The following is a 22,879-nucleotide window of genomic DNA, read 5'->3' on the forward strand; positions in this document are numbered from 1 at the left end:
GGCTTCACGGGCAATTTTGTTTCAGGATGCACGAGATTAGCAAACCAGCGAGAGGTTATGTCATCGACATCAAGCAGCGGTACATTTGATGAGCACAGAACAGAAGAAGCCACCTAGCGACGCCCTCTCAATGCTACTGCAATCGGCAGCCGAGCTGCAGCCATTGCGGGTACGACACCACCTATGACTCCGATGGCAAGACCAACCAATGCGGCCTCAACCATAACATCTCGACCAACCACAAGATGGAAGGCCAGCTTTGTGCCATTTGCGCCGATCGTACTTGCCTGCCAGCCGTTTATTGCCAGCCATGATGCGGCAATGCCCAAACCAATGCCCAAGGTTGAAAGCAATACAGCCTCCAACCAGGTCGCTACACAAGCCGATAAGCGGCTAAACCCCAACGCCCGGACGATGGCGATTTCGACGGTTCGATCCGATACCGAGCTCATCATGGTATTCAGCGCCCCAGCGGTTGCGCCAATCGCCATCAATATCGCCATTGGCCATCCAAAATACCGGACGAGTCGCGCCGTTCCCTCGGCCTGACCTGCGTAGAGCTGAGCCTCGGTCAAAACCAAAAGTTGAGCTGTATTGAATTCTGAGGTGGCGCGGATTAGCCCGTCAAGCTTGTTGGCCTCCGTGAGAGAGAGCCGAAGACTTTGCACCTCACCCAAACGGTCGAACGCCGCTGCCACAGCATCAATGTCGCCCCAAATCTCTGATTCCAAAGCACTTCCTTGGTTAGAGAAATGTCCGACAACCGTCCAATCAACCGGACCGAGCCGAACCCGATCACCGACGTTCAAGCCAGGATAGCGGGCGGCCAGTTGCTCACCTACCATGATCTCACGCGCACCGGCTTTTATCGAGCGGCCGGAAACGAGCGTAACACCCGCGCGAATGCCCGGGCCAGTTTCATCCATCCCGCGTAGTGCCAGTGTTTCAGGTACCGCGTCGGGACTTTCTCGAAACTCGACGGGAACCACCAGTTCGCGCGACAGGACGGGTACATTTCGATCGTCGCGCAAGACGCCCAAATCGCCGCGCGTTGCCAGAAGTGCTCGCACAACTTCATTTGGGATATCAGAGTTGCCTTCCTGTCGTGTACCGCCGCCAAGGATAACAGCCACGTCTGATGATCCCGCGCTTTGCAACGTGATTTCGAACCCCCGCGCCATGGCAAGAAAGCCGCTTAGAACGCAGACCACAAGCGTGATTGACCCGACCATAGACAAGGAAATGGCCAGCCTGCGCGGAATACTGAGAAAGGTTGCACGGCTCATTGCAATGATTTGTCGAAAGGATGAAGGCATCGGGCTTACCTCGTTCTGAAAGCGGAAAGGATTGGCGTTCGCATGGCGGTCAGCGCGGGCAGCGCCCCGGCGACGAGACCAAGCAGGAAAACCAGTGCGGCTGCGCGCAACAGGACACCCTGATCAAAAACCAGCCCCAGAGCGGGCGGCAAGGCCAGGCTGGCAAGCTTCGCAAGTCCCAATCCGATCGTACCGCCGAGCAGGAATATGAAAAGGGCCTCAGCCAAAACCATCAGCAGGATACGGGATTGCGAAAACCCCAGGGTTTTCAGCACACCGACCTCAAAACGACGCTCGCGCAAGGCGAAGACCATTGTGTTGATCACGATCATCAAAAGCGTCACGAAAGAGGCGCTGACAACCAGCGTTACAACATGTTTGATGTCTGCATATTGGCTGAGGAACGCACTGAGGAATTGCTTTTCTGACAAGGTGCGCGTGGGTGCCGCAGAGTTGGCGAACAACGCGTCTATACGCGGTGCCAATTCCTGTGGTGCAACTCCTGGTTCTGGACGAAGCGCGAAGGTGGACACGGTATCTTTGCCCCGTGCGCGGCCTTCGTTGATGTAACGATACTGGGCAAGGATAAAATACGTATCTGTGCTGGCACTTTTGCCATCAAAGATTGCGGCAATCTCAAACGGCCAGTCACGGCTTCCATCACGTCTTTTGGTGCGGAAGGCCGAAACCGTCAGTCGGTCTCCGACCTTCCAGCCTTGAGCCTCGGCAAGGGCGCGCCCGACAAGGACCCTATCCCGCCCGGCACCCAGCGCATCAATCATAGACTGGCTTAGTCCGAGATCCCTACCGCTGACGGCCAGCAACTTGTCAGGCCGACCTGCGCTGACCGCGACCACATTGCGCTCATCGCGAACGCTGCCGCGCAACCGTGTGATGGGGCTGACTTCTGCAACACCAGCTACCTTAGCGATGCGCGGTAGATAGGCCACGGGCAAGGGCTGACTTCGACCGGCTGAGTGCATTACACCAAGCAAATCGTCGCTGGCGGCGGCCGTGCCCTGTGATCCGGCAATAAAACTGGCGGTCAGACCGTAGATGAAAAAAGCCACAACGACGGAAATGATCAGCAATATGGAACGCAGTGGTTTGCGTAGCGCGCTTTTGCGAGTGAGACCAAAGAATGTCATGCCATCACCCGCTCACGCTCAATAAACACGCCTTTATCAAGATGCAGTGTACGGCCCGCGACCTCGGCAGCTTCAGGGTCATGGGTGACCATCACGATGGTCTTGCCAAGCTCGCGGTTCAGGTATTCTAGCATTGTCAGTACTTCATCGGCGGATGCACGATCCAAATCCCCGGTCGGCTCGTCGCAAAGTAAAAGAGTTGGATCAGACACAATTGCGCGTGCGATTCCGACGCGTTGTTGCTGCCCACCGGACATGCGTGCAGGATTTTGACGTCCGCGCCCGGCCAGACCCACGAGATCGAGTATTTTCTCAACCCGCACGCGCCGCATAGATGCAGGGATCGGTTTCAACAGCAGCGGAAGTTCCACGTTTTCTTCGGCGGTTAGCATTGGCAGAAGGTTGTAGAATTGGAACACGATCCCAAGATGGTGCGCACGCCACGCTGAACGGGCGGCCTCGCCCATATGGTCCAGCCTTTGGCCTGCGATCCAGATCTCACCAGTATCTGGCCCGTCAAGACCTGCCAGAAGGTTGAGGAGCGTTGATTTCCCGGAACCCGATGGCCCCATCACAGCGACAAATTCACCTTTTTGGATGGTGAGATCGAGGTTTTCGAATATTGGAACGCTCGTGCCACTGGTTTGAAAGGTCTTGCCGATACCGTGCAGTGTGATGAAAGACTTGTTGGTTTCTGAATTGGTACTCATGGGTTAGCTCCCGGTTCTATTTGGGTGTGCATCGATGATGAAGGCAACGTGATGTTGACGCGCGCTGCCATGCCTGGCCGCAGCCCGGCAGGCGGATCGATCGGTTTTAGACGCAGCTCAACGGTTCCTTTGGCGGCATTCACCAATGGCGCTATGCGTTGAAGCGAGAAAGTGAAGGGTTGATTGGGAAAGGCGTCCAGAACCGCCTCGCCTATGAGATCATCGCTTAGGTCAGTAATCGCTTTTTCTGTCACATCAGCATCGATGACCAACCGGCCCATATCAGCGATTATCATCAGACCGATTCCATCATGTATCGCATCGATACGATCCAGAACGGCATCGCCTACATGAGCGGAAAGCTGTGTCACAGTCCCCGCGATCGGCGCACGCACGGTCAGATCGGCAACGCGTTCTTCTGCGACGCGTACAGCAAATTCGGCCCTATTAAACTCGGCTTTAGCGTGTTCGACCCGGTTGGCCGCCATGCGCGCAGCCGTCTGTGCATCTTCCAACCGACTACTTGGAACCGCCCCCCTTCGGCTGAGCTCGGCCTGTCTCTGCAGTGTCGTATCAACCTGTGCCCAGGAAATACGTGCAGCAGAAAGCGCCAGTTTGGCGACATAACGCGAGAGCTGCGCGCTTTCCAACGCGAACCTGGCGTCTTTGTCCTCGATAACAAGTACCGGTTGGCCCAAGCGAACCGTATCTCCGGGTTCAACAAGAATATCCGCTATCAGCCCACTATGTTCGGCATAAACAACGGCTGAGGATTGTGCGGCGACGTAGCCGGAACCAGTGATTTCTCGGATCATGGGTGCTGAAGAAGGAGCAGGTGAGTCTAAGACGAAACGCTGCGGCGCAGCTCCAACTGACGTATTCGGCACGTCAGACTGCAACAGAGTGCGCTGCGCGCCATCAGGCAGAAGAGCAATTCCCAGACCGGCCGCAAACAACAACACAGATGTTAAACTTGCCAAAGACAGCTTGGAAAAGCGCCGCGATGACCTGCCCGATGCAATTGGCGCCGGATACGCTGAAAGCTCTCTCAGCGTCTCGGACATCTTACTGTTTTGATCGGTGACTGTTTTCATGTCACCAGAATTTGTCGCATCCCGCGAACCCGCGACCTCTAACGCGATCTAGGACGTTCGAAATCGCGATTCAGTCAATTCCAAGCGAGGTCAGCGCGCCACTTTTGACGTGGACCCTTTTGATTTGCGCCATTCAAGCGGCGTTACGCCTGTCACACGTCGAAACTCTCGGTTGAAATTAGATTTTGTCTCAAAACCAACTTCGAACATGATCTCCGTTACCGAACGTGTGCTGTTCTCCAGCAGTTCGCAAGCCTCAGCGATACGGTAGCCGTTGACGTATTGTGAGACATTGTTTCCCGTCATCCGGTTGATTGCCCCCGAGATTTGCCTCGACGGGACAACCGCCCGGCGGGCGAGGCGCGCAAGGTTTAGATCGGCGTCCCGATAGATATGTGTTTCGCTCATCAAACTCTCGATGTTTGCCATGATCTCTTGATCATCAGCAGAACCAGAGAGTGACGATGGCGCAGTTGTTGGGGCGTGTGTTGAGCTTTCACCCGTGGCTCGACCACGACTGGCCACTGCGGTGGCCATTGAAAGAAAGAGCAGAGTTGCGACATTACCAACCGAGACGAGCTGCGGCAAATGACGGGCATTCATGATCGCGATGTCAACAGTGATAAGCGTGTCAACCACTGCAGAGAATATCAAGACAAGTGCCGCAAAAACCAAAGCACGGTGAACCAGTCCCGCAGATTCCAGCGCCGTCACCCGAAGTGCATCTGCCCCGGATCTCAGCAGAAAAAGTATAAGAGCTGCATAGACAAGGAACGTTACGATAATAATCACGTCCAGCGCAGCGGGCCAGAAAGCCATCGAAAACAGGACCATCAAAAGTGGAAGACTGTGCGGCGCAATCGGATAGAGTTTCCCAACCCGCCGTGGGCCGACCAGTTGCAACGAGCCGAAGTAAACCAATGGGGCCATTACGGTCGCCAGCAGTGGCGAAAGGAAGCGGACCCATTCAACACCATACCCGAAACGCAATCCGATCAACATGGACTGCAAAGCCGCACATATGATCAACAGCATAAATGCTGAGTTCTTGGGTTGATCATTCTCCCGCCGGGCGATGCTGACAAAAAGCAGTACCAGTAAGATTGTGACAACAAAAGGCAGCGGTACAAAGATCATAGCGCAGAGATAACTCGTCATGCTTGAATAGAATGATTGCTGACAAAAGATGAGGCACCCAGCGCCAATGGTCTAGACCTCAACACAATGTTTCATGACGATGCTTCAGATCTTGGCAACTGTATTTTTCAGACTTCTCGTAAACAAAGCCCATTGAGATTGATCCAAATTCACAGACTCTTCCTTTGTTGGATGGCTATTTTTGTAATTACTTTGGCGAAAAATGCTAAGTTTCGTTCCACCGCTTCAATATCGTTTTTTCAAATCCGGGAGGATGAATTGATGGACATCGCGGCAATTTCAGATGGCTATGACGACAATCCAGCGCGTTCGAAATCATTGAGGGCAGAAGCCTATACCGAGCCAAGATGGTTCGACACTGACCTAAAGTCCGTGATCGGCAAGACTTGGCAATGGGTCTGCCACGTTGAAAAAACACGTGATCCGGGGGCCTATGTCACAGTTGAGATCGCGGGCCAGCCAATTGCGGTTGTACGTGACAAAACTGGCGTACTGCGTGGGTTTTATAACGTCTGTAAACACCGTGCTCATGAACTCCTTTCAGGCGAAGGCACCACAACACGGATTATGTGCCCTTATCATGCATGGGTCTACAAACTGGATGGGCAGTTGGTGCGCGCGCCACATACCGAAAATCTCGTCGATTTCGACGTGAACGAAATTTGCTTGGACGAGGTGCAGGTTGAAGAGTTCTGTGGCTTCGTTTTCGTCAACCTAGACCCAAACGCCATCCCGTTGGCAGAGCAGTCTGGCAATCTTGAGATCGAAGTGCGCCATTGGGCCCCTGATGTAGATCAGCTGACCTTTGGCCACCGACTGACATACGACATCAAATCGAACTGGAAGAATGTCGTCGATAACTTCCTGGAATGTTACCATTGCCCCACCGCGCATAAGGATTTCTGCGATCTGGTAGACATGGATACCTATAAGGTAACAACCCACTCCATCTATTCCAGCCACATGGCCGATGCAGGTCAACACGCAAATTCAGCGTATGACGTTGCCAATGCCACGGTCAAAACCCACGCGGTGTGGTGGCTCTATCCAACGACCTGCCTGATGCGATATCCGGGGCGGTCCAGCATGATCGTCCTTAATATCATTCCAGTTGGGCCGGATCGGACTTTGGAAACCTACGATTTCTTTCTGGAAACCCCCGAGCCTGACGCAATGGAGCTTGATGCCATCCGATATCTGGATGAGGTTCTTCAGGTCGAAGACATCGGTCTGGTCGAAAGTGTGCAGCGCGGTATGAGCACGCCTGCCTTTACCCAAGGGCGCATCGTGCATGACCCTGGTGGATCGGGAAAATCCGAACATGCGGTGCATCACTTTCACGGGCTGCTTCTGGATGCCTACGCCAAAGGTGCAGCGTGACACAGCCCAACATACTCGTGATCATGGCAGACCAACTGGCGCCACACTTCACCGGAGCTTACGGGCACAAAACCGCGAAAACGCCGCATCTCGATGCGCTAGCCGCACGTGGTATGCGGTTTGATGCGGCCTATTGTAATTCACCTCTTTGTGCGCCCTCGCGCTTCGCCTTCATGTCAGGTCAGCATATCGGCCGTATTGCGGCCTATGATAACGCGTCAGAGTTCAAGGCATCCGTCCCGACCTTCGCCCACTATCTGAAAATGTTAGGATATCGGACCTGCCTGTCAGGCAAAATGCATTTTATTGGCCCTGACCAGATGCACGGGTTCGAAGATCGCGTGACCACTGATATCTATCCGTCGGATTTTGCCTGGACCCCGGACTGGGAAGCACCCGATGAGCGGATCGACAAATGGTATCACAATATGCAGACCGTCAAGGAAAGCGGCCTGGCACATGCAACATTTCAGATCGACTACGACGATGAGGTCGCCTTTGCCGCCAAACGGTGGCTCTTTGATGCAGCGCGCGACAAGGCGGCGGGCAACGCGGCACCCTTTGCGATGGTGGCCAGTTTCATTCACCCGCATGATCCTTATGTTTCCCGGCCCGAGTGGTGGAACCTCTATTCCGACGACGATATCGAGATGCCGGACTTTGTGCCCGCGCTTGAAGACCAGGACCCGTTTTCACGCAGGCTGTTGGATGGGATCCAGGCGTCATACGTACCACTGACGGATGAGGAAGTGATCCGCGCGAGACGCGCTTACTTGGCCAATGTCAGCTATTTTGACAGCAAGATCGGTGAACTTGTTCAGACCCTCGAAGAAACGGAGGAACTTGAAAATACGATCGTGATCGTGACCGCAGATCACGGCGACATGTTGGGTGAACGTGGTCTTTGGTACAAGATGAGCTTCTTTGAGCATTCCGCGCGCGTGCCGCTTGTCATGGCAGGCCCTGGCGTAGTGATTGGTACGGCTCAGAACGCGGTCTCGCTTGTAGACCTCCTCCCCACCTTCATCGACATCGCAGGTGGCGATCTTTCAATGCTGGGCGAACCGATAGACGGGCGCAGCTTGATCCCTTTGATGAGGGGAGAAGACGATCCTGTGGACGAGGCGATTGGCGAGTATTGTGCCGAAATGACCGGCTATCCCGTAATCATGATCAGACGGGGGCTGCTCAAATACATCCATTGCGATAGTGACCCCCCTCAGCTTTACGACCTTGGCCGCGATCCCAAGGAAACGCGAAATGTCGCCGCAGACCCGGATTACACAGATGCCGCAGCTCGCTTTGCCAAAGAGGTCGCTGATCGATGGGATGGCGAAACGCTTCGAAAGCAGATCATAGCGACGCAAAAGTCACGTCGGGCTCTGCACGCTGCAATGGAAGCAGGAACCAGCGAGGCTTGGGATTACAACCCGCCCTCTGACGCCAGCCAGCAATATGTGCGCAACCACATGGATTGGACGCTTGCGGCCAGCAGGTACCGTTTCCCTCCCCGGAAGGATCAGGATCAATGATGTTAAACGGAAAAGTCGCACTGGTGACAGGCGCACGGGGTGGAATCGGTCGCGCAATCGTTGCGCGGTTTTTGAAAGAAGGTGCGACGGTCTATGCGGCTGATCTGACACCGGAGGGGTCGCTGGACAAGCACGATGATGACGGCAGTCATTTTGTTAAACTCAACGTCACTCAAGAAGCAGACGCCATCGCCGCGATGGATATTGTCCGCACGGCCCATGCCAAGTTAGACATCCTTGTAAACGCGGCGGGGATCGAAATCGAAAAGACAGTCGAGGAAACCACGCTTGAAGAATGGAACCAAAGTTTCGCGGTGAATTCTACCGGCACGTTCCTGACCTCAAAATACGCGCTGCCTTTGATGCGAGCAGCAGCAAAGTCTGGCAGCAGTGCCAGCCTGATCAATTTTGGCTCCTATGACGGATTCATCGCTGACCCCGGACTGGCTGCCTATTGCGCGACCAAAGGGGCCGTCCATGCGCTTACCCGCGCCATGGCCTGCGATCACGGCCCAGAAGGCATTCGGGTCAATGCGGTTTGCCCTGGGTACATCGATACACCCATGTTGCAAAGTTTCTTCAACGGCGATGGCTCGGGCGGTGGCGGTGGCAATATCGAAACCCTGCAAAAAGCAGTGCGCGACGTGCACCCGATGCGCACCTACGGCACACCGACGGATATCGCCAATCTGGTAAATTGGCTTGCCTCGGACGAGGCGCGCTATGCGTCAGGCCAACTATGGGTGCTGGACGGGGGTCTGTCGGCGCAAGTCCAACAGATGAAGCTCTGATGCCCAGGCCTGTTATCATCACCTGCGCACCGACCGGTGGCATTCACACACCGTCGATGTCGCCTCACCTGCCCATCACGCCAGCTCAGATCGCAACAGCAAGCATCGAAGCGGCAGAGGCCGGTGCGTCGATCATCCACCTGCACGCCCGTCACCCTGAGACGGGTAAGCCCGACCCACGGCCGGAGCTGTTCGGCCAGTTCCTGCCTGTCATCAAGCAAGCGACTGATGCGATCATCAACGTTTCGACCGGAGGCGGGCTGGGAATGTCTATCGACGAACGGCTGTTGGCTGCCACGTCTGCGAGCCCAGAGATGGCTAGCCTGAACATGGGTTCAATGAATTTCGGGATCTTCCCGATGCTTCAGAAATACACCGAATTCCAGCATGATTGGGAACGTCCATTCCTTGAGATGACCGAAGACTTCATCTTTCCCAACACGTTCAAGACGATCCGCTACGCTATCGAAAAACTCGGCGGAGATCATGGCACGAAGTTCGAGTTTGAATGCTACGATCTTGGCCACCTCTACAACGTTAAATGGTTTGTCGATCAGGGGATCATCAAACCGCCATTCTTCATTCAGATGGTGTTTGGAATTTTGGGCGGCATCGGGGCTGACCCCGACCATTTGGTCCACATGCACAACACAGCCGACAAGCTGTTCGGATCAGAAAACTACGAATGGTCCGTGCTGGCCGCTGGCCGCCACCAGATGCCATTCGCCACGCAAAGCGCCATGCGTGGCGGCAACCTACGCGTCGGGCTAGAGGACAGCCTATTTATTAGTAGAGGCGAACTGGCCAAATCGAATGCCGAACAGGTGGCACGGATCCGCACGATAGTTGAAAGCCTTGGCCTCACAGTTGCATCCCCTGCAGAAGCGCGCGCACGGCTTGCCCTCAAAGGTGGCGATCAGGTCGGGTTCTAGGGAGGACAACATGCAAACGAAAATGCTGATCAATGGCGAAATGGTGGACGGTACGGGCGAGGCGCTTGATGTCGTGAACCCCGCAACGGGTGAGGTCATCGGGGCCGTGAATGAAGCCGGGTTAGAACAGGTCGAAGCGGCTGTTCGCAGCTCTGCCGAAGCCTTCGACAGCTTCGCGCGCATGCCTCCTGCTGATCGCGCCGCCATTTTGCTGCAGATCGCTGATATCCTCGAAGAACACAGTCAGGAACTAGCAGAACTGGAAAGCCTTGATGTCGGCAAACCATGGCCTTCGGCCCTTGATGATGAAATGCCTCTGACCATCGATGTCTTTCGTTTCTTTGCCGGTGCCGCACGCACAATGACGGGCTCAGCCGCCGGAGAGTACGTGGCTGGGCATACATCGATGATCCGTCGTGATCCCGTGGGTCCGGTCGCCGCCATCGCACCATGGAACTATCCTTTGATGATGGCCTCCTGGAAGTTGGCGGCCCCTATCGCCGCCGGTTGCCCGGTCGTCCTGAAACCGTCCGAGATAACCCCTCTGTCTACCCTTCGCATGGCGGAGCTGCTGCAAGACGTCCTTCCCAAAGGGGTGTTGAATGTGATCCACGGGCGCGGTCCAACTGTTGGCGACGCCCTCATCAACAGCCCGCAAATGGAAGCCATCAGCGTCACAGGTTCCCCCGCAACGGGCATGGCGGCGATGCGGGCAGCTTCGCAGCAAATCCGGCATGTCCACCTTGAACTGGGCGGGAAGGCACCTGTGATCGTCTTTGATGACGCTGAACTTGAGGCCGTAGCCGAGACCATTCGCTTTGGGAGCTATTTCAACGCCGGTCAGGACTGTGCCCAACCCTGTCGGGTGATGGTCGCTGCCAAAGCTTATGACAAGCTCGTCTCAGCCATTGAAGGCCAGGTCAGCCAAATTCAGATCGGCGCTCCAAAGGCGGAAGGCACCGAAATGGGGCCATTGGTCTCTTTGGCGCAAAGGGATCGCGTTGCAGGCTACGTCGAACGAGCGCGCGGCGCTGCTGAAATCGTGACCGGTGGTGCCGAGGGTGACGGACAAGGTTTTTTCTACCAACCAACCGTCATCGCCAACGTCAACAACAATGCCGAGGTCGCCTGCAAGGAAGTATTTGGTCCAGTTGTGACAGTTTCGCGGTTCGCAGATGCGGACGATGCTCTGAGTATTGCAAACGGTGGTTCTTACGGTCTCGCATCCTCGGTCTGGACGCGTGATGTCGGCCGGGCCATGCAGATGACGTCGAAACTGCGCTATGGCTTCACTTGGGTGAATACGCATGGGGTTGCCACACCGGAAATGCCTTGGGCCGCGATGAAAGGGTCCGGCACTGGAAGTGATATGTCCGTTTATGCGCTGGACGCCTATACCGCGATCCGCCATGTGATGGTGGCGCACTAATGCGGCTGGCTGGCAAACGCGCTTTTGTTACGGGCGGCAAGCAAGGGATTGGTCGCGGAATTGTGGAGGCATTTCTGGCTGAAGGGGCTGCTGTTACGACCTGCGGGCGCGGCCCACAACCTGATGATCTGCCGGAGAATGCAATTTGGCACACGCTAGATGTGTCCGACCCTGACGCAGTTGCACAAATCGTCTGGACAATTGGGGGCACCGATATCCTGGTCAACAACGCGGGCGTGCAGGTCGAAAAGTCCGTGGTCGACAGCACAGACGAAGATTGGAACCGGGTGATGGGCGTCAATGCGCGCGGCGTGTTCAACTGTTGTCGGGCGTTCATCCCACACATGCCTTCGGGATCGGCGATTATCAACATCGGTTCGATTTCTGGAACTGTCGCGGACCCATCAATGGCACTTTATAATGCGTCCAAGGCCTTTGTGCATGGGCTGACCCGCTCAATCGCTGTCGATCATGGCCCCGACATTCGCTGCAATGCCATCTGCCCCGGCTGGATCGAAACGGGCATGCTGGATGCCGGTTTTGATTTGGCAAATGATCCAGCACGAGCCAAACAAGACGCGCTCGCCCGGCACGCGGTTAGACGCTTTGGCAGACCGGCTGATATCGCTGCTATGGCTGTTTGGCTCGCCTCTGATGAGGCGGGCTTCGCAACCGGGCAGCTGTTCACTGTTGATGGCGGCATGACCGCAGCCTCACCCCTTAATCCGGGACTATTCTGATGACAGAGATTAATCATACCGCCGTCCTTGGGGCTGGCGTTATCGGTGCAAGTTGGGCCGCACTCTTCCTCGCTGCGGGTCGTAGTGTCACTGTCTTTGACCCCAGCCCAACCGTTGAATCTGACGTGCGTGACTATATCGAAAAAGCATGGCCCGCCCTTGAAGAGCTTGGATTGACGACGCGTGCAACACCCGATGCCATTCGCTTTGTTGCGAACGTAAAAGAGGCTGTGCGCGACGCGCAATTCGTTCAGGAAAACGTCCCGGAACGACTGCCCATCAAACACGCGACCTACAAAGATATCGAAGCCGCTCTCACACCAGATGTGATCGTTTCCAGTTCCACCTCTGGTTTGACGCTGGAGGCATTGCAGGAAGGTTGGCAAGATCCGAGCCCTCTGATCCTTGGCCACCCATTCAACCCACCCCATCTGATCCCACTGGTCGAGCTCACTGCTAACACCGCGACGAAGGCGGATGTCTTGGACCGAACAGAAGCGTTCTATGAGGATATCGGCAAAGTCACGATCCGAATTCGCAAGGGTCTTCCGGGCCACGTTGCGAACCGCTTGCAGGCCGCTGTATGGCGCGAGGCAGTACATATGGCCATTGAAGGCGTCGCTAGCGTCGAAGACATTGACAAAGCCATGTGGGCTGGACCCGGCCTGCGGTGGGCCGCAATGGGCCCGACAACGCTCTTTCACCTCGGCGCGGGCGAAGGTGGGCTCAGGGCCTTTTGCGCGCATTTCAAGGACACGTTCAACGGCTGGTGGGATGATCTTGGGGATCCTCGACTCAATGACGATGTTATCGATCTTTTGGTCGATGGAGTTTCGTCTCAATCCAAGGGCCAAAGCCCGGCAGACCTATCTGCTCAGCGAGATCGAATGCTCACAGCGTTGCAGACAGCGACCCGGCACCTTCGCTCTTGATGTCAGGTTGGTACATGGGCCAGGCGCGGAACTCGAACGGCACCCGCCCAGCCACCCGATCCGCGCTTGGTGCTAGGCCGAAACGTTGATGATAGGCCCGACTAAAATGCACTTGGCTGTTGAAGCCAGAGGCCGCAGCGATCTCACTTAGCTTCAACTCAGTCTGCGTGACCAAACCACGTGCCCGATCCAGCCGGATATCACGGTAATAAGCCACGGGTGATCTATGTACATATTGCTGAAACAGGCGGCTGAGTTGCCGCTGTGAGGTTTGTAAACGCTCCGCAATCTCGGGGATCGACAGGGTGTTTTCCAGATGGGCTTCCATCAAATCAATGGCAGCGCGGACGACGCCAGATGTTACATAGCCCATGGGTTCAACAACCTTCGGGTTTTGTGACTGATCTTCACCCCTGACATTGTGATGAAAAAGGTAGCGTGCTGTCGCGTTGGCAGTGCTTTCACCCGCAACGTTGTGTACGAGTTTCAGCCCCATATCCGTCGAAGCCGTGCCGCCGCAACAGGTGAACATGCGACCATCCAGTACAAACATGTTCTCAGAAACCGTGGTGTTGGTTGCAATTTCGATGAATGCATCAATGTGCTCATAGTGAACTGTTGCAGTCTTACCCTTAAGCAATCCCGCCATTGCCAAAATGATCGCGCCGGTGTCCAAACCACCAATGATGACACCCGATCCAGCCCATCGCTGAAGCAGTGTGCGAAGTTGGCGCGACGCGTGCCGTTCGGGTGTCCAACTGGAACTGACCAGCATCATCCAGGGCTCGGATCGTTCGACCTCTTTCAACGGTTTGGTGCAAACGACCATCCCATTGCTGGCTTCAACTTCGCCACCGTCTTTGGAAACGAAAACCCAATTGAACTTCGACGCTCCGCTCAGATAATTCGCGATGCGGAACGGATCGATAAATGCAGAAGTCGCCGAGACATTAAAATGCGGCGTCACAAAAACGATGATCTCAAGCTGTGCACCTGACATGGCCATTTTTGTAAAGCATCGTCCGAATTCGTCAAACGAACTTCCATGGAATAAACTGGATCATCGGATCTGGCTTTGACGGCCCAAAATCGGCTTTAGTGCACCGACCGTTCCATTTCATCTGGCCAGAAAAGCACGCGAAAGACCGATCATGTCTTTGCAGCTTGCTCGGTCATCGATTGTCCGTCGGCATCAAAGAAGTGTGTTTTGTCAGGTGGAAAGACCATGCCAATTCTTGCGCCGCTTCTTAGATCAGTATCCCCGTTCAGACGCACCGTGACACGTTCATCGTTGCCGCAATCAACAATCAGAAACGAGTCTGCCCCCAGATACTCGACCACCTCGATTGTCCCGTCCGATTGACCGGCACCGGGGTTTGCGATCTCAATATGCTCGGGGCGTATTCCGACTTTGGTCGCTTCGCTGGTCAGGGAAAACCCGCCTGAACCGCCATTGTCCAGATGATATGCGCCATCCCGCGTCGTACATGGCAGGATGTTCATCTTTGGGCTTCCTATGAACTGAGCAACAAACAGATTGGCCGGGCGCTCATACAACTCGCGTGGTGTCCCCACCTGAGCGATCTTGCCGTATTCCAGCACGACGATCCGATCCGCAAGCGTCATGGCCTCAACCTGATCATGGGTCACATAGATCATCGTGCGCTTTAGGTTCTGGTGCAGTTTCGCAATCTCGTATCGCATCTCGACCCGCAGGGCGGCATCGAGGTTGGAAAGCGGTTCGTCGAACAGGAAAGCGGTGGGATCGCGGACGATCGAGCGTCCGATGGCGACGCGCTGACGTTGTCCCCCCGATAGATCCTTTGGTCGGCGTTCCAGAAACGGCTCTAGCTTCAGCACCTCGGCGGCTTTTGTAACCTGTTCCTGAATCTCAGCCTTGGGCACGCCCGCTACCTTGAGTGAAAAGCCCATGTTTTCGCCCACGGTCAAATGCGGATAGAGCGCATAGGACTGGAAAACCATGGTGAGCCCACGCTTGGATGGCGGGTGGTCGGTGACATCGCCGTCATTGATCAGAAGCGCACCACGCGAGATATCTTCTAACCCGCCAATCATGCGAAGAAGTGTGGATTTCCCACAACCCGACGGGCCGACGAAGACAACAAATTCACCTTCTTCGATCTTAAGATCGACGCCCTTGATGACCTGTGCGCTGCCGAACCATTTTTCGACGCCTTTGAGTTCAATACTGCCCATCAGTTCCTCCCAGCCCAATGCAGCCAAACAGCGGCTGTCCAGGTAAATGCCTTGCCGCCTGCGGGGCTGCCCGTCATTGGGTCAAAATATTCTGCAAAGCCAAAGGTTGAGATCAGATCTGCTGTTTTACTGCGTAACAACTCTGCCTCTACCTTGTGGCCCATTTCGTCCAGACCGAACCCGGCCAGCATGTTCATGATCGCCCAACTTGGCCCTCTCCAATATCGGCGAGGATCGAAGCCCGGCATTGACGGGTCATAGCTTGGGAAGGGGTATGTCACGGTTTCCAATACCGACCGTGCGCGCTGCAGCATTCCCTTAGAATCCACACCTGCATACCAGCACAGGTAAGATGCGTTTGAAACGCTACCGGACCACTCGCCAGTGTGCGCATCGCGAGAATCAAAGGACCCCAGTTCATCATTCCAAAGCGATTGCGCCCCGGCTTCCAATTTTGCGATGTCCTCGGTCAAACCGTCGGCGGGTAAATCCAAAGCTTCGCTGACGATCAATAGATCCCGTGCAGCGCGCAAAGTGGTGAAGGACATGGTCGGATCGGCAACCCGGAATGGATTATCATCGAGAAGCCTACTCTGATCCCAATGCACGTTCCGCCCGATCTGGACCAGCTTTATATAACGGTCGTAGTCGTATTTGGTCGGGCGGTCATCGCTGTTCACGTGCTTTGTGTCACGACGCTGATATTCGCCCACGTCCGAGGCATCCATCCGCGCCATCGTGTTGTCCCAATCCGGCGCATTGTCCCGGCCAGCCTCCCATGGATGGGTGGTGCAAACTGCGCCGTGGTCATCAAGGCGCCACGTCATGATCCACCGGTGCCAGGCCAGCAGCGCCGGGAACAATGAACGCATCCGCGCTTCACCGGCTTCGGGGTCTTTTTCCCAGATCTTGCGGGCCATCGTTGCGGCGATCGGCGGCTGGATTATACCTGAGGAGGGAATTGGCCCGTTGCAGCCCCAGACGTCAGGGCCCGGGAAATAACCCTCATCCTGCTTATGAAACAGGATATGTGGCACCATACCGTCATCCCATTGGCCTGAAAACAATGTTTCGATTTCGACCCATGCGCGGTCGATGTCGAACTCGGCAAAGCCCAGCGCAGCGATGGCACTGTCCCAGTTCCATTGATAGGGGTACAGCCCCTCGGTTGGGATGGTGTAACCGCCGCGATCGTTGGCAATCAGAATGTTGCGTGCCTCGCGGTCGGGGTTTGTATGTTGGTTCATCTCGGTCATCCTTTGACAGACCCTGCCGTCAGGCCTTTGGTCATGAAACGTTCAAGCCCCAGGAACAGCGCCATGATCGGAACAGTGGCGATCACCGCGCCGGCCATAAGGTGCTGTCGGGGAATTTCTGAGGAGTTCAGCATGGTGACCCCTCGGGTCAGAGTGAATTTCGACGGATCGTCCAGCAACATGAAGGCCAGCAGGAACTCGTTCCAGGCAATCATGAAGACATAGAGTGAGACCGAGGCTAGGGCTGGCAGGCTGAGCGGCAACGTGATCTTCCAGATCACCGCCAAGCGCGAGAGGCCATCCATCAGACCAGCCTCCTCCACCTCGGTCGGGAGTCCACGGAAATACCCCTGCAGCATGTAAAGCGCGACCGGGATCGTCGTGACCGGATAGATCATAACGATGCCCAGGATAGAGTTGCGCAGACCAGTCAGCGAGAACGCAATATAGATCGGCAGCGCCAGAACGATCATCGGCACCATGTAGATCAGCAGGATTGAGCGAGAGAACGCCTTTTGCCCCTGAAACCGGAAACGCGCGACCGCATAGGCACCTGGAACGCTAAACGCCAGTGTGATGAAAACTGTCAGGACCGAGACATAGAGAGAGGTCCAAAGATAGGTGCCGAAGTTAAAATCGCGGAAGAGTTCCGTATAGCTGCGAAAAAGCGCCCAGCCCTGCGAAAGGTCCACCGAGAAATCCAGCGGATTTTGTAACAGCGCCTGTTGCGATTTCAGGCTGGTCATTACCATCACATAGAAGGGAATGACGACAATGGCGGTAAAGAAGATATAGCCGAATCCGGTGCAGAAGCGGATCACCGCATCCTCGAACTCATGGCGGGTTAGCTCTCCGAAAGGCAGTTCCTTCAAGATTTCTGCCATTGAAAGATGCATCACCAAAGCCATGGCGATGACGGTAATCATCGTGGCCTGCAGCGTGGTGTCTGACCCGACCAGAACCGGACCAAAACCTGTCACACAGGACAGGCCCAGCAGGGCCGTCACACCCAGGCGTGCCGGGGCAAGACGCGCCGGAAAGCGAACGTAGGTCAGACCAACCACCGCCCCCCAGATCAGGCTCATCAGAACCTGCGGACGAAAGGCTGCGCCCGTCGCGAAAGACATGGTCACCGCGACGGTTGTGGAAATGACCACCAGCCAAAGTGCACCCAGAACAGGTCCAGTGATAAATCCATTGCGCATCACAAACCCTCCTCACGGCTGATGAAGCGGAAGAAGACGAAGCTGAAAGTGATCAGGCACATCAGGATCACAACAGCAACGGCCGCGCCTGCACCGATATTCGAGATCGCAAAGGCTTGCTCATAGACGTTCACGGTCAATGTGCGGGTCCCCGCATTGCCGCCGGTCAGCAGGAAGATGTCGTCGAACTTATTGAACGTCCAAATAAAGCGCAGCAGGAACAGCACCGACAGGATGCCCAGCAATTGCGGAATGCTCAGCAGCCAGAACTTTTGGAATGGTGAGGCCCCATCCATATCGGCAGCTTCGTACATGCTGGAGTCGATGGACTGCATCCGCGCCAGAATGAATAGGAAGGACAGTGGAAAATAGCGCCAGATTTCGAACACCGTGACCATGATCAGTGCCAGTGGTCGTTCACCGAAAAAGTTGATCGGATCATTACTGAGCCCCATTTGCACCAGCAACGCATTGGCCGAGCCAGAAAAGGGGTCAAACAGTGTGACCCATGTGAAGGCCACGGCAATCACGGGAGCGACATAGGGGAATAGATAAAGACCCCGGATGAAGCCCTGACCTCTGAAGCTTTTGTTCAGCAACAGCGCGGCAAACAGGCCCATGACCAGGGCACCAATTGTACCGAAGACGGTGTAAAACAAGGTGACCCAGAGAACGCCCCAGAATTCTGATCCGTCAAAGACACGAGCGAAGTTTTCCAGACTGAACTCCAGATTGGTCAGAACGTTTGGTCCTTTCCCGGTAATGCCCGGTTCGGATCCTTCCACTAGATCTTCAAATGTGTCCTTATCGCCATCCAGGGTGACCGGAATGCGAATACGTTCCCGTTGACCACCCTCCAACGTACCGAAATCGCAGAATAGGTCTTGTCCATTCAGAATGCATGGGGTGGCGACCTCACCCGCGGTGACACCATCAGGCAAAACATCGCTGAGCGTTACACCTTCGACAGCGATTTCCTGACTAGAGTTGCGCAGTCGATATTCGATACGCAGATCGTCACCCGATCCTCGCAGGCTCTCGCGTACAACGGGCGCAGGTGGACGCAGGTCTGACAGCGAGAAGGGTTTGAAGCTGATCCAGATGATTGCCAGCAATGGCAAGATCACAACCAGCGACACGCTTATGATGGTTGGAGCCAGCAGCGCCCAGGCCAGACGCGCCTCGCGTTTGGCTAAGGCCCCGGTTCCGGTCGGTGGGGTGGCCGAAGTCATGAGGTACCTCGAGGGGTTGGGTGCAACGGCGCGAACGCCGCTGCAGATGCCAAAGAGAGGTCGCGTTATTCGACCTTGGCGAGTTCGTCATTCATGGCGGCAACCGCAGCTGCAGCGTCAATTTCACCATCAATGTACTGACGAACGACCCGATTGATCGCTTGGCTGTTGATCATCTTCGACGCTAGTGCCAGCTGACCTTCAGCCACGCCCCAGCGCTGGGCAACGTCCAGACCGCCAACGATTTCATCGATCATGGCCTGTTCATAGAGATCTCCGAGCGGCGCTTTGCGATCGACACCAACGGGCAGTTCAGCCCATGCTTCCGCAAAGGCAGTCGGGTTATCGGCGTTGCCACGACGGACGGGGAACTTGCCCTCTGGTGCGATAGCCAAAGTTTGGGTGTAGCCATCATCCATAGCAAACTTCACAAAGTCGATCGCCGCATCGGTATCCGCATCGCTGGTAATACCGAAGTAACGCACATCACCCCAAGCAGCTCCATCCGGGTTCGAGGGGCCGGACAGCTTGGTCACGATTCCGGTCTTGCTGGCCAGATCGCGCGAGGTCGGATCGTCGTTGATGGTTGGCGGCGCACTGTCGCGCAGACCAGCCAGCTCGTCCAGAATGAATGGGGACCAGATGATCATGGCGGCTTTGCCGTCGAAATACAGCTCACGCGATTGCTTCCAGTACAATTCACCCGGAGGCGAGGCCTGAGAGATCGCTTTGTAGAAGTCCAGAACCTCGGTGGTCTTGGCTTCGTCCAATGGCTGGAAGCCGTCGGAACCTACAGGGCTGACGCCATTGGCGAGGAAGACATGCTCCAACACCTGGCTCATGAAGTTTTCATCAACCTTGGTCGCGGAAACAAACCCGTACATTTCAGGTGGGTTATGCAGCGCATCCAGCGCCGCCTGAATGTCAGCAAAACTGTTCGGTGCTTCCAGACCCGCCTCATCAAACAGGTCCTTGCGATAGACTACCATCTGGGTCCAGCCGTCGACCGGAACCGAAGCAGTTTCATCATCAAAGGCAGCCATGGACAGAGGGCCCGGGGCAAAGGTATCCGCGCCCAGATCCTCGATCACTTCACTTGCAGCCCCGGTGTCCAGAATGCCAGCTTCAGCCCATGGAAGGGCATATTGCAGCGGGTGGTAAACTACGTCCGGCAGATCGCCGGCAGCAAAGGCGGCGGTGGCGCGGGTGCCAAGATCGCTTTCGGTAACCGGGATCACCTCAACTGTCGTACCGGTCTGGGCCTTGAACTGATCAGCCATCTCCTGCTGTCTGGCCAGACGCTCTGGTTGTTCTTCAGTGGTCCAGAAACGGATCGTATCAGCCTGTACGGATAACGCAGTCAGCGCGAGTGCAAGCGACGAGCCCAGCATAAGCTTGGCCGCTTTGGGCGTAAGTTTCATTGATTGGTTCCTCCCAAGATGTGTTCATTGGATTTCGTGATTTTTTCCGCCAACTCCTCCGACGTCAGCGATGGCGGGCCGTCAGAGGCCCGTTCGGTCAAAGATGCCTCGCCAAGCTCGCGCAAAGTGTCAGGGGCTTCCCCCCGGATTTGACGGATCAGCAATGTTGCGAGGCGAGCCCCCGCAGCGTGGCTATCAACATTAAACGTCGTCAGGCCCGGACGGGCATAGTGGCATTCAGGGATACCGTCATAACCAATGATCGAAATATCCTGTCCGATCTTCAGCCCTAGATCGGTTGCGACCCCGTAACATCCCAAGGCCGCCAGGTCGGTGGCAAAAACGATGGCGGTGGGTGGCCGATCCAGACGCAGAAGCGCCCGGCTTTCGGCGGCTCCCTCTTCGCGCGTTCGAGCGCCGTTCCGCACAAGCTCTGGATCGAAAGGCAACCCGGCGATACCCAGCCCTTCAACATAACCATCGCGGCGGAGATGGCTGTAGTTGAATTTCAGATCACTGCCGACATACCCGATGCGGGTATGGTTGTGACCTGCCAGCCGAAGCACCGCCTTACGGATGGCTGTCTCGCCCGAGATATCGAACCACGACGTATTTGCAGGCGGAGTGGCGCATCCATATCCAGTGCGGCCATATAGGATGAACGGCACGTCCAGATGCCGTAAAAATCGAATACGCGCGTCGTTGACCGCAGTTCGAGGCAGGATAAACCCATCGGCCTTATGCTCTTCCACAAGACGGGCAAGAACCTTGAGCGTGTCCTGCTCGGATCTTGCGGTTGATATCGTCATGGTCCAGTCAAACCCGCTTGCGGCCTCGCAAGCTCCGGCTAGGAATTCCTGCAAAAATGGGTTGTGGCCATCCGGCTCATCAGCGTTGAGCACCATCGCAATAGCGCGAACACGCCCGGTTCGAATAGCTTGCGCATGGCTAAGGGGACGGTACCCGAGCTTACGTGCCATGGTTTCGACACGCTTGCGCGTGGTTTCGGAAATATCGGGATATCCGTTCAGCGCGCGCGAAACCGTGCTTTTTGAAAGACCAAGCCGGGCTGCAAGATCATGGATCTTAACACGGCCAGAAATCTGCTGATTTTCAGCAACAGATACATCCAACCGATTTGTAAGATTCGCTCCCATCTTTTTAACTTTCAGCTCCGAAACCGGTTTCGGCAACAGATTTGTAGAACTTCCGCAGCCTGAACCTCTGCTGGCAGAGCCAACTTGGTTCCTGGAAGACGCCTAAAACTCTAATATCCGAAGAGACACTGTCGCGACGATCTCGGGTCAGGATTCACAACCAGTAGATGATGGCTGTTACGAGGGCGACTGAGGAGAGGAAGACCTTGGATAGCGATCACAACGTAACGCCACTTGTGTCCAATTCTTGAGCCAGACAACATTCCAAATCACCGCAATGCGTACTGAAAGCGGTATCGAACTTTGTATTGAAGATGACGGGCCCGGCATTCCGGAAGGCGCCCGAGACGAAGCCCTTCGGTCCGGCAGTCAGCTGGACACCTCAGTAAGAGGAACTGGTTTAGGCCTGTCTATTTCCGTTGATTTACTGGCTGCCTATGGTGGGAAGCTGGAACTTAATACATCGGAACGCCTAGGTCGCTTGGCTTGTGAGGTAACGCTTCGTACGTGAACAAAGCGCTTTGCTTATTGCGCCAGCGGTCACGGCGCAGCCTCTCCCTATCTGCAATCATCGTCTGTATTAACGCCGAACCAGGCTTTGACGCGCACCAAAACACGTGTTCCTATGAGCTTAAGCGATCCGTCAGTTTCAGGCGATCAGGGCAGAGTGCCGGCCCAAACGGGGCACCTAGCCGACTACCTAGACGCTGCAGTTGTGGCGAAAGTCCGGTCTTGCAAAGCTGCGTGGCAGCGCTTGAAGGCCTAAGCCAAATCCTCAATCCGGACTTGCCCGGCAGTCACACGGTAGGCCCGGCAATCGGTCATACATACGAGCACGGCAGTAGTGGCCACGAATAGCGTGACATGCCTAGTCGAAAATCTCTAGCAGATTGTCGAACATGCCGCCCCGCTTGCGGCGTTTTGGGTAATCCTGCGGCGTGCGCTGGGGGCTTTCGTGATAGTGCACATCAGAATATGCATCGTCAGCGGAGACGCCGCTATCGATGAGCGCTTCTTCGCGGATGGCCATGATGATCTTTTCCAACTCTCCACGATCCAACCAGATGCCACCCGAAGAGGGACAGATATCCATCTTAACACCATAGCGTTCCACCTCACGCATGGGCGAACCGTCGATTGGAGATGTCATCAGGGGCATGTGCGATATCCTTTGCTAAGCGTGATTTACCAGTGGGCAGACCTTACCTAAATTGTAGTTGAGCGATGCC

The 22,879-nt window shown here is 55.6% G+C and carries 21 protein-coding genes; 8 read left to right on the top strand and 13 right to left on the bottom strand.

Features of this window, described 5'->3' with window-relative positions; all coding sequences use genetic code 11:
• Positions 1-113 precede the first annotated feature (113 nt).
• The 5 genes from ACR0JE_RS14500 to ACR0JE_RS14520 form a co-directional block, all read right to left on the bottom strand.
• A complete protein-coding gene (locus ACR0JE_RS14500) occupies positions 114-1,286 on the bottom strand; it encodes an ABC transporter permease (protein ID WP_480864672.1) in 1,173 nt (390 codons plus the stop codon).
• Between the two features lie 35 nt (positions 1,287-1,321).
• Positions 1,322-2,464: an ABC transporter permease gene (locus ACR0JE_RS14505; RefSeq protein WP_480864673.1), complete on the bottom strand. Its 1,143-nt coding sequence runs from the start codon at positions 2,462-2,464 to the stop codon at positions 1,322-1,324.
• Positions 2,461-3,174, bottom strand: coding sequence for an ABC transporter ATP-binding protein (locus ACR0JE_RS14510; protein ID WP_480864674.1), 714 nt, complete (start codon positions 3,172-3,174; stop codon positions 2,461-2,463). Before ACR0JE_RS14510 ends, ACR0JE_RS14505 begins: the two co-directional genes overlap by 4 nt.
• On the bottom strand, positions 3,171-3,989 hold the full coding sequence (locus ACR0JE_RS14515) for an efflux RND transporter periplasmic adaptor subunit (RefSeq protein ID WP_480864675.1): 819 nt from the start codon (positions 3,987-3,989) through the stop codon (positions 3,171-3,173). The genes ACR0JE_RS14510 and ACR0JE_RS14515 overlap by 4 nt, the downstream gene beginning before the upstream one ends.
• Before the next feature lie 369 nt (positions 3,990-4,358).
• Positions 4,359-5,303 carry a helix-turn-helix domain-containing protein gene (locus ACR0JE_RS14520; RefSeq protein ID WP_480543788.1) on the bottom strand — a complete coding sequence of 315 codons (945 nt, stop codon included), beginning with the start codon at positions 5,301-5,303 and terminating at the stop codon, positions 4,359-4,361.
• Between the two features lie 384 nt (positions 5,304-5,687).
• On the opposite strand from ACR0JE_RS14520, the gene ACR0JE_RS14525 reads away from it, so the two are divergent.
• From ACR0JE_RS14525 to ACR0JE_RS14555, 7 genes are read left to right on the top strand one after another with little or no spacing between them, the layout of a single operon-like run.
• Positions 5,688-6,806: an aromatic ring-hydroxylating oxygenase subunit alpha gene (locus ACR0JE_RS14525; RefSeq protein ID WP_480864676.1), complete on the top strand. Its 1,119-nt coding sequence runs from the start codon at positions 5,688-5,690 to the stop codon at positions 6,804-6,806.
• A complete protein-coding gene (gene betC, locus ACR0JE_RS14530; protein WP_480864677.1) occupies positions 6,803-8,338 on the top strand; it encodes a choline-sulfatase in 1,536 nt (511 codons plus the stop codon). The genes ACR0JE_RS14525 and betC overlap by 4 nt, the downstream gene beginning before the upstream one ends.
• A complete protein-coding gene (locus tag ACR0JE_RS14535) occupies positions 8,335-9,129 on the top strand; it encodes an SDR family NAD(P)-dependent oxidoreductase (protein WP_480864678.1) in 795 nt (264 codons plus the stop codon). The genes betC and ACR0JE_RS14535 overlap by 4 nt, the downstream gene beginning before the upstream one ends.
• On the top strand, positions 9,129-10,061 hold the full coding sequence (gene kce, locus ACR0JE_RS14540; RefSeq protein WP_480864679.1) for a 3,5-dioxohexanoate:acetyl-CoA acetone transferase: 933 nt from the start codon (positions 9,129-9,131) through the stop codon (positions 10,059-10,061). The genes ACR0JE_RS14535 and kce overlap by 1 nt, the downstream gene beginning before the upstream one ends.
• A gap of 10 nt (positions 10,062-10,071) precedes the next feature.
• The gene (locus tag ACR0JE_RS14545; protein WP_480864680.1) at positions 10,072-11,490 is read left to right on the top strand and encodes an aminobutyraldehyde dehydrogenase; all 1,419 of its coding nucleotides are present in this window, start codon (positions 10,072-10,074) and stop codon (positions 11,488-11,490) included.
• The gene (locus ACR0JE_RS14550; protein WP_480543794.1) at positions 11,490-12,230 is read left to right on the top strand and encodes an SDR family NAD(P)-dependent oxidoreductase; all 741 of its coding nucleotides are present in this window, start codon (positions 11,490-11,492) and stop codon (positions 12,228-12,230) included. The genes ACR0JE_RS14545 and ACR0JE_RS14550 overlap by 1 nt, the downstream gene beginning before the upstream one ends.
• Positions 12,230-13,162 (top strand): 3-hydroxyacyl-CoA dehydrogenase NAD-binding domain-containing protein, encoded by a 933-nt coding sequence (locus ACR0JE_RS14555; RefSeq protein WP_480864681.1) that lies wholly within the window; start codon positions 12,230-12,232, stop codon positions 13,160-13,162. Before ACR0JE_RS14550 ends, ACR0JE_RS14555 begins: the two co-directional genes overlap by 1 nt.
• Here ACR0JE_RS14555 and ACR0JE_RS14560 read toward each other — a convergent pair.
• From ACR0JE_RS14560 to ACR0JE_RS14590, 7 genes are all read right to left on the bottom strand, one after another.
• Positions 13,122-14,168 (bottom strand): GlxA family transcriptional regulator, encoded by a 1,047-nt coding sequence (locus ACR0JE_RS14560; RefSeq protein ID WP_480864682.1) that lies wholly within the window; start codon positions 14,166-14,168, stop codon positions 13,122-13,124. The two genes, ACR0JE_RS14555 and ACR0JE_RS14560, sit on opposite strands and share 41 nt — an antisense overlap.
• A gap of 143 nt (positions 14,169-14,311) precedes the next feature.
• Complete coding sequence (locus ACR0JE_RS14565) at positions 14,312-15,379, bottom strand: ABC transporter ATP-binding protein (protein WP_480864683.1); 1,068 nt, start codon at positions 15,377-15,379, stop codon at positions 14,312-14,314.
• Complete coding sequence (locus ACR0JE_RS14570; protein WP_480864684.1) at positions 15,379-16,626, bottom strand: MGH1-like glycoside hydrolase domain-containing protein; 1,248 nt, start codon at positions 16,624-16,626, stop codon at positions 15,379-15,381. The genes ACR0JE_RS14565 and ACR0JE_RS14570 overlap by 1 nt, the downstream gene beginning before the upstream one ends.
• A gap of 5 nt (positions 16,627-16,631) precedes the next feature.
• The gene (locus ACR0JE_RS14575; protein ID WP_480543799.1) at positions 16,632-17,840 is read right to left on the bottom strand and encodes a carbohydrate ABC transporter permease; all 1,209 of its coding nucleotides are present in this window, start codon (positions 17,838-17,840) and stop codon (positions 16,632-16,634) included.
• Positions 17,840-19,072: a carbohydrate ABC transporter permease gene (locus ACR0JE_RS14580; RefSeq protein WP_480864685.1), complete on the bottom strand. Its 1,233-nt coding sequence runs from the start codon at positions 19,070-19,072 to the stop codon at positions 17,840-17,842. The genes ACR0JE_RS14575 and ACR0JE_RS14580 overlap by 1 nt, the downstream gene beginning before the upstream one ends.
• Before the next feature lie 65 nt (positions 19,073-19,137).
• Positions 19,138-20,493, bottom strand: a complete 1,356-nt coding sequence (locus ACR0JE_RS14585; RefSeq protein ID WP_170537420.1) for an extracellular solute-binding protein — start codon at positions 20,491-20,493, stop codon at positions 19,138-19,140.
• Positions 20,490-21,650, bottom strand: a complete 1,161-nt coding sequence (locus tag ACR0JE_RS14590; protein ID WP_480864686.1) for a LacI family DNA-binding transcriptional regulator — start codon at positions 21,648-21,650, stop codon at positions 20,490-20,492. Before ACR0JE_RS14590 ends, ACR0JE_RS14585 begins: the two co-directional genes overlap by 4 nt.
• A 247-nt stretch (positions 21,651-21,897) precedes the next feature.
• On the opposite strand from ACR0JE_RS14590, the gene ACR0JE_RS14595 reads away from it, so the two are divergent.
• Positions 21,898-22,161 (top strand): ATP-binding protein, encoded by a 264-nt coding sequence (locus tag ACR0JE_RS14595; RefSeq protein ID WP_480826998.1) that lies wholly within the window; start codon positions 21,898-21,900, stop codon positions 22,159-22,161.
• Positions 22,162-22,518: 357 nt separating this feature from the next.
• Here ACR0JE_RS14595 and ACR0JE_RS14600 read toward each other — a convergent pair whose 3' ends face one another.
• Positions 22,519-22,809 (bottom strand): TFIIB-type zinc ribbon-containing protein, encoded by a 291-nt coding sequence (locus ACR0JE_RS14600; protein ID WP_480548286.1) that lies wholly within the window; start codon positions 22,807-22,809, stop codon positions 22,519-22,521.
• Positions 22,810-22,879 lie beyond the last annotated feature (70 nt).

The organism is Ruegeria sp. H3 (assembly GCF_056533095.1).

Bases quoted from the DNA above. Each gene is read 5' to 3' on its own strand.
- ACR0JE_RS14500 (WP_480864672.1), bottom strand. From the start codon at position 1,286: ATGAGCCGTGCAACCTTTCTCAGTATTCCGCGCAGGCTGGCCATTTCC.
- ACR0JE_RS14505 (WP_480864673.1), bottom strand. From the start codon at position 2,464: ATGACATTCTTTGGTCTCACTCGCAAAAGCGCGCTACGCAAACCACTG.
- ACR0JE_RS14510 (WP_480864674.1), bottom strand. From the start codon at position 3,174: ATGAGTACCAATTCAGAAACCAACAAGTCTTTCATCACACTGCACGGT.
- ACR0JE_RS14515 (WP_480864675.1), bottom strand. From the start codon at position 3,989: ATGATCCGAGAAATCACTGGTTCCGGCTACGTCGCCGCACAATCCTCA.
- ACR0JE_RS14520 (WP_480543788.1), bottom strand. From the start codon at position 5,303: ATGCTGTTGATCATATGTGCGGCTTTGCAGTCCATGTTGATCGGATTG.
- ACR0JE_RS14525 (WP_480864676.1), top strand. From the start codon at position 5,688: ATGGACATCGCGGCAATTTCAGATGGCTATGACGACAATCCAGCGCGT.
- ACR0JE_RS14535 (WP_480864678.1), top strand. From the start codon at position 8,335: ATGATGTTAAACGGAAAAGTCGCACTGGTGACAGGCGCACGGGGTGGA.
- kce (WP_480864679.1), top strand. From the start codon at position 9,129: ATGCCCAGGCCTGTTATCATCACCTGCGCACCGACCGGTGGCATTCAC.
- ACR0JE_RS14545 (WP_480864680.1), top strand. From the start codon at position 10,072: ATGCAAACGAAAATGCTGATCAATGGCGAAATGGTGGACGGTACGGGC.
- ACR0JE_RS14550 (WP_480543794.1), top strand. From the start codon at position 11,490: ATGCGGCTGGCTGGCAAACGCGCTTTTGTTACGGGCGGCAAGCAAGGG.
- ACR0JE_RS14555 (WP_480864681.1), top strand. From the start codon at position 12,230: ATGACAGAGATTAATCATACCGCCGTCCTTGGGGCTGGCGTTATCGGT.
- ACR0JE_RS14560 (WP_480864682.1), bottom strand. From the start codon at position 14,168: ATGGCCATGTCAGGTGCACAGCTTGAGATCATCGTTTTTGTGACGCCG.
- ACR0JE_RS14565 (WP_480864683.1), bottom strand. From the start codon at position 15,379: ATGGGCAGTATTGAACTCAAAGGCGTCGAAAAATGGTTCGGCAGCGCA.
- ACR0JE_RS14570 (WP_480864684.1), bottom strand. From the start codon at position 16,626: ATGAACCAACATACAAACCCCGACCGCGAGGCACGCAACATTCTGATT.
- ACR0JE_RS14575 (WP_480543799.1), bottom strand. From the start codon at position 17,840: ATGCGCAATGGATTTATCACTGGACCTGTTCTGGGTGCACTTTGGCTG.
- ACR0JE_RS14580 (WP_480864685.1), bottom strand. From the start codon at position 19,072: ATGACTTCGGCCACCCCACCGACCGGAACCGGGGCCTTAGCCAAACGC.
- ACR0JE_RS14585 (WP_170537420.1), bottom strand. From the start codon at position 20,493: ATGAAACTTACGCCCAAAGCGGCCAAGCTTATGCTGGGCTCGTCGCTT.
- ACR0JE_RS14590 (WP_480864686.1), bottom strand. From the start codon at position 21,650: ATGGGAGCGAATCTTACAAATCGGTTGGATGTATCTGTTGCTGAAAAT.
- ACR0JE_RS14600 (WP_480548286.1), bottom strand. From the start codon at position 22,809: ATGCCCCTGATGACATCTCCAATCGACGGTTCGCCCATGCGTGAGGTG.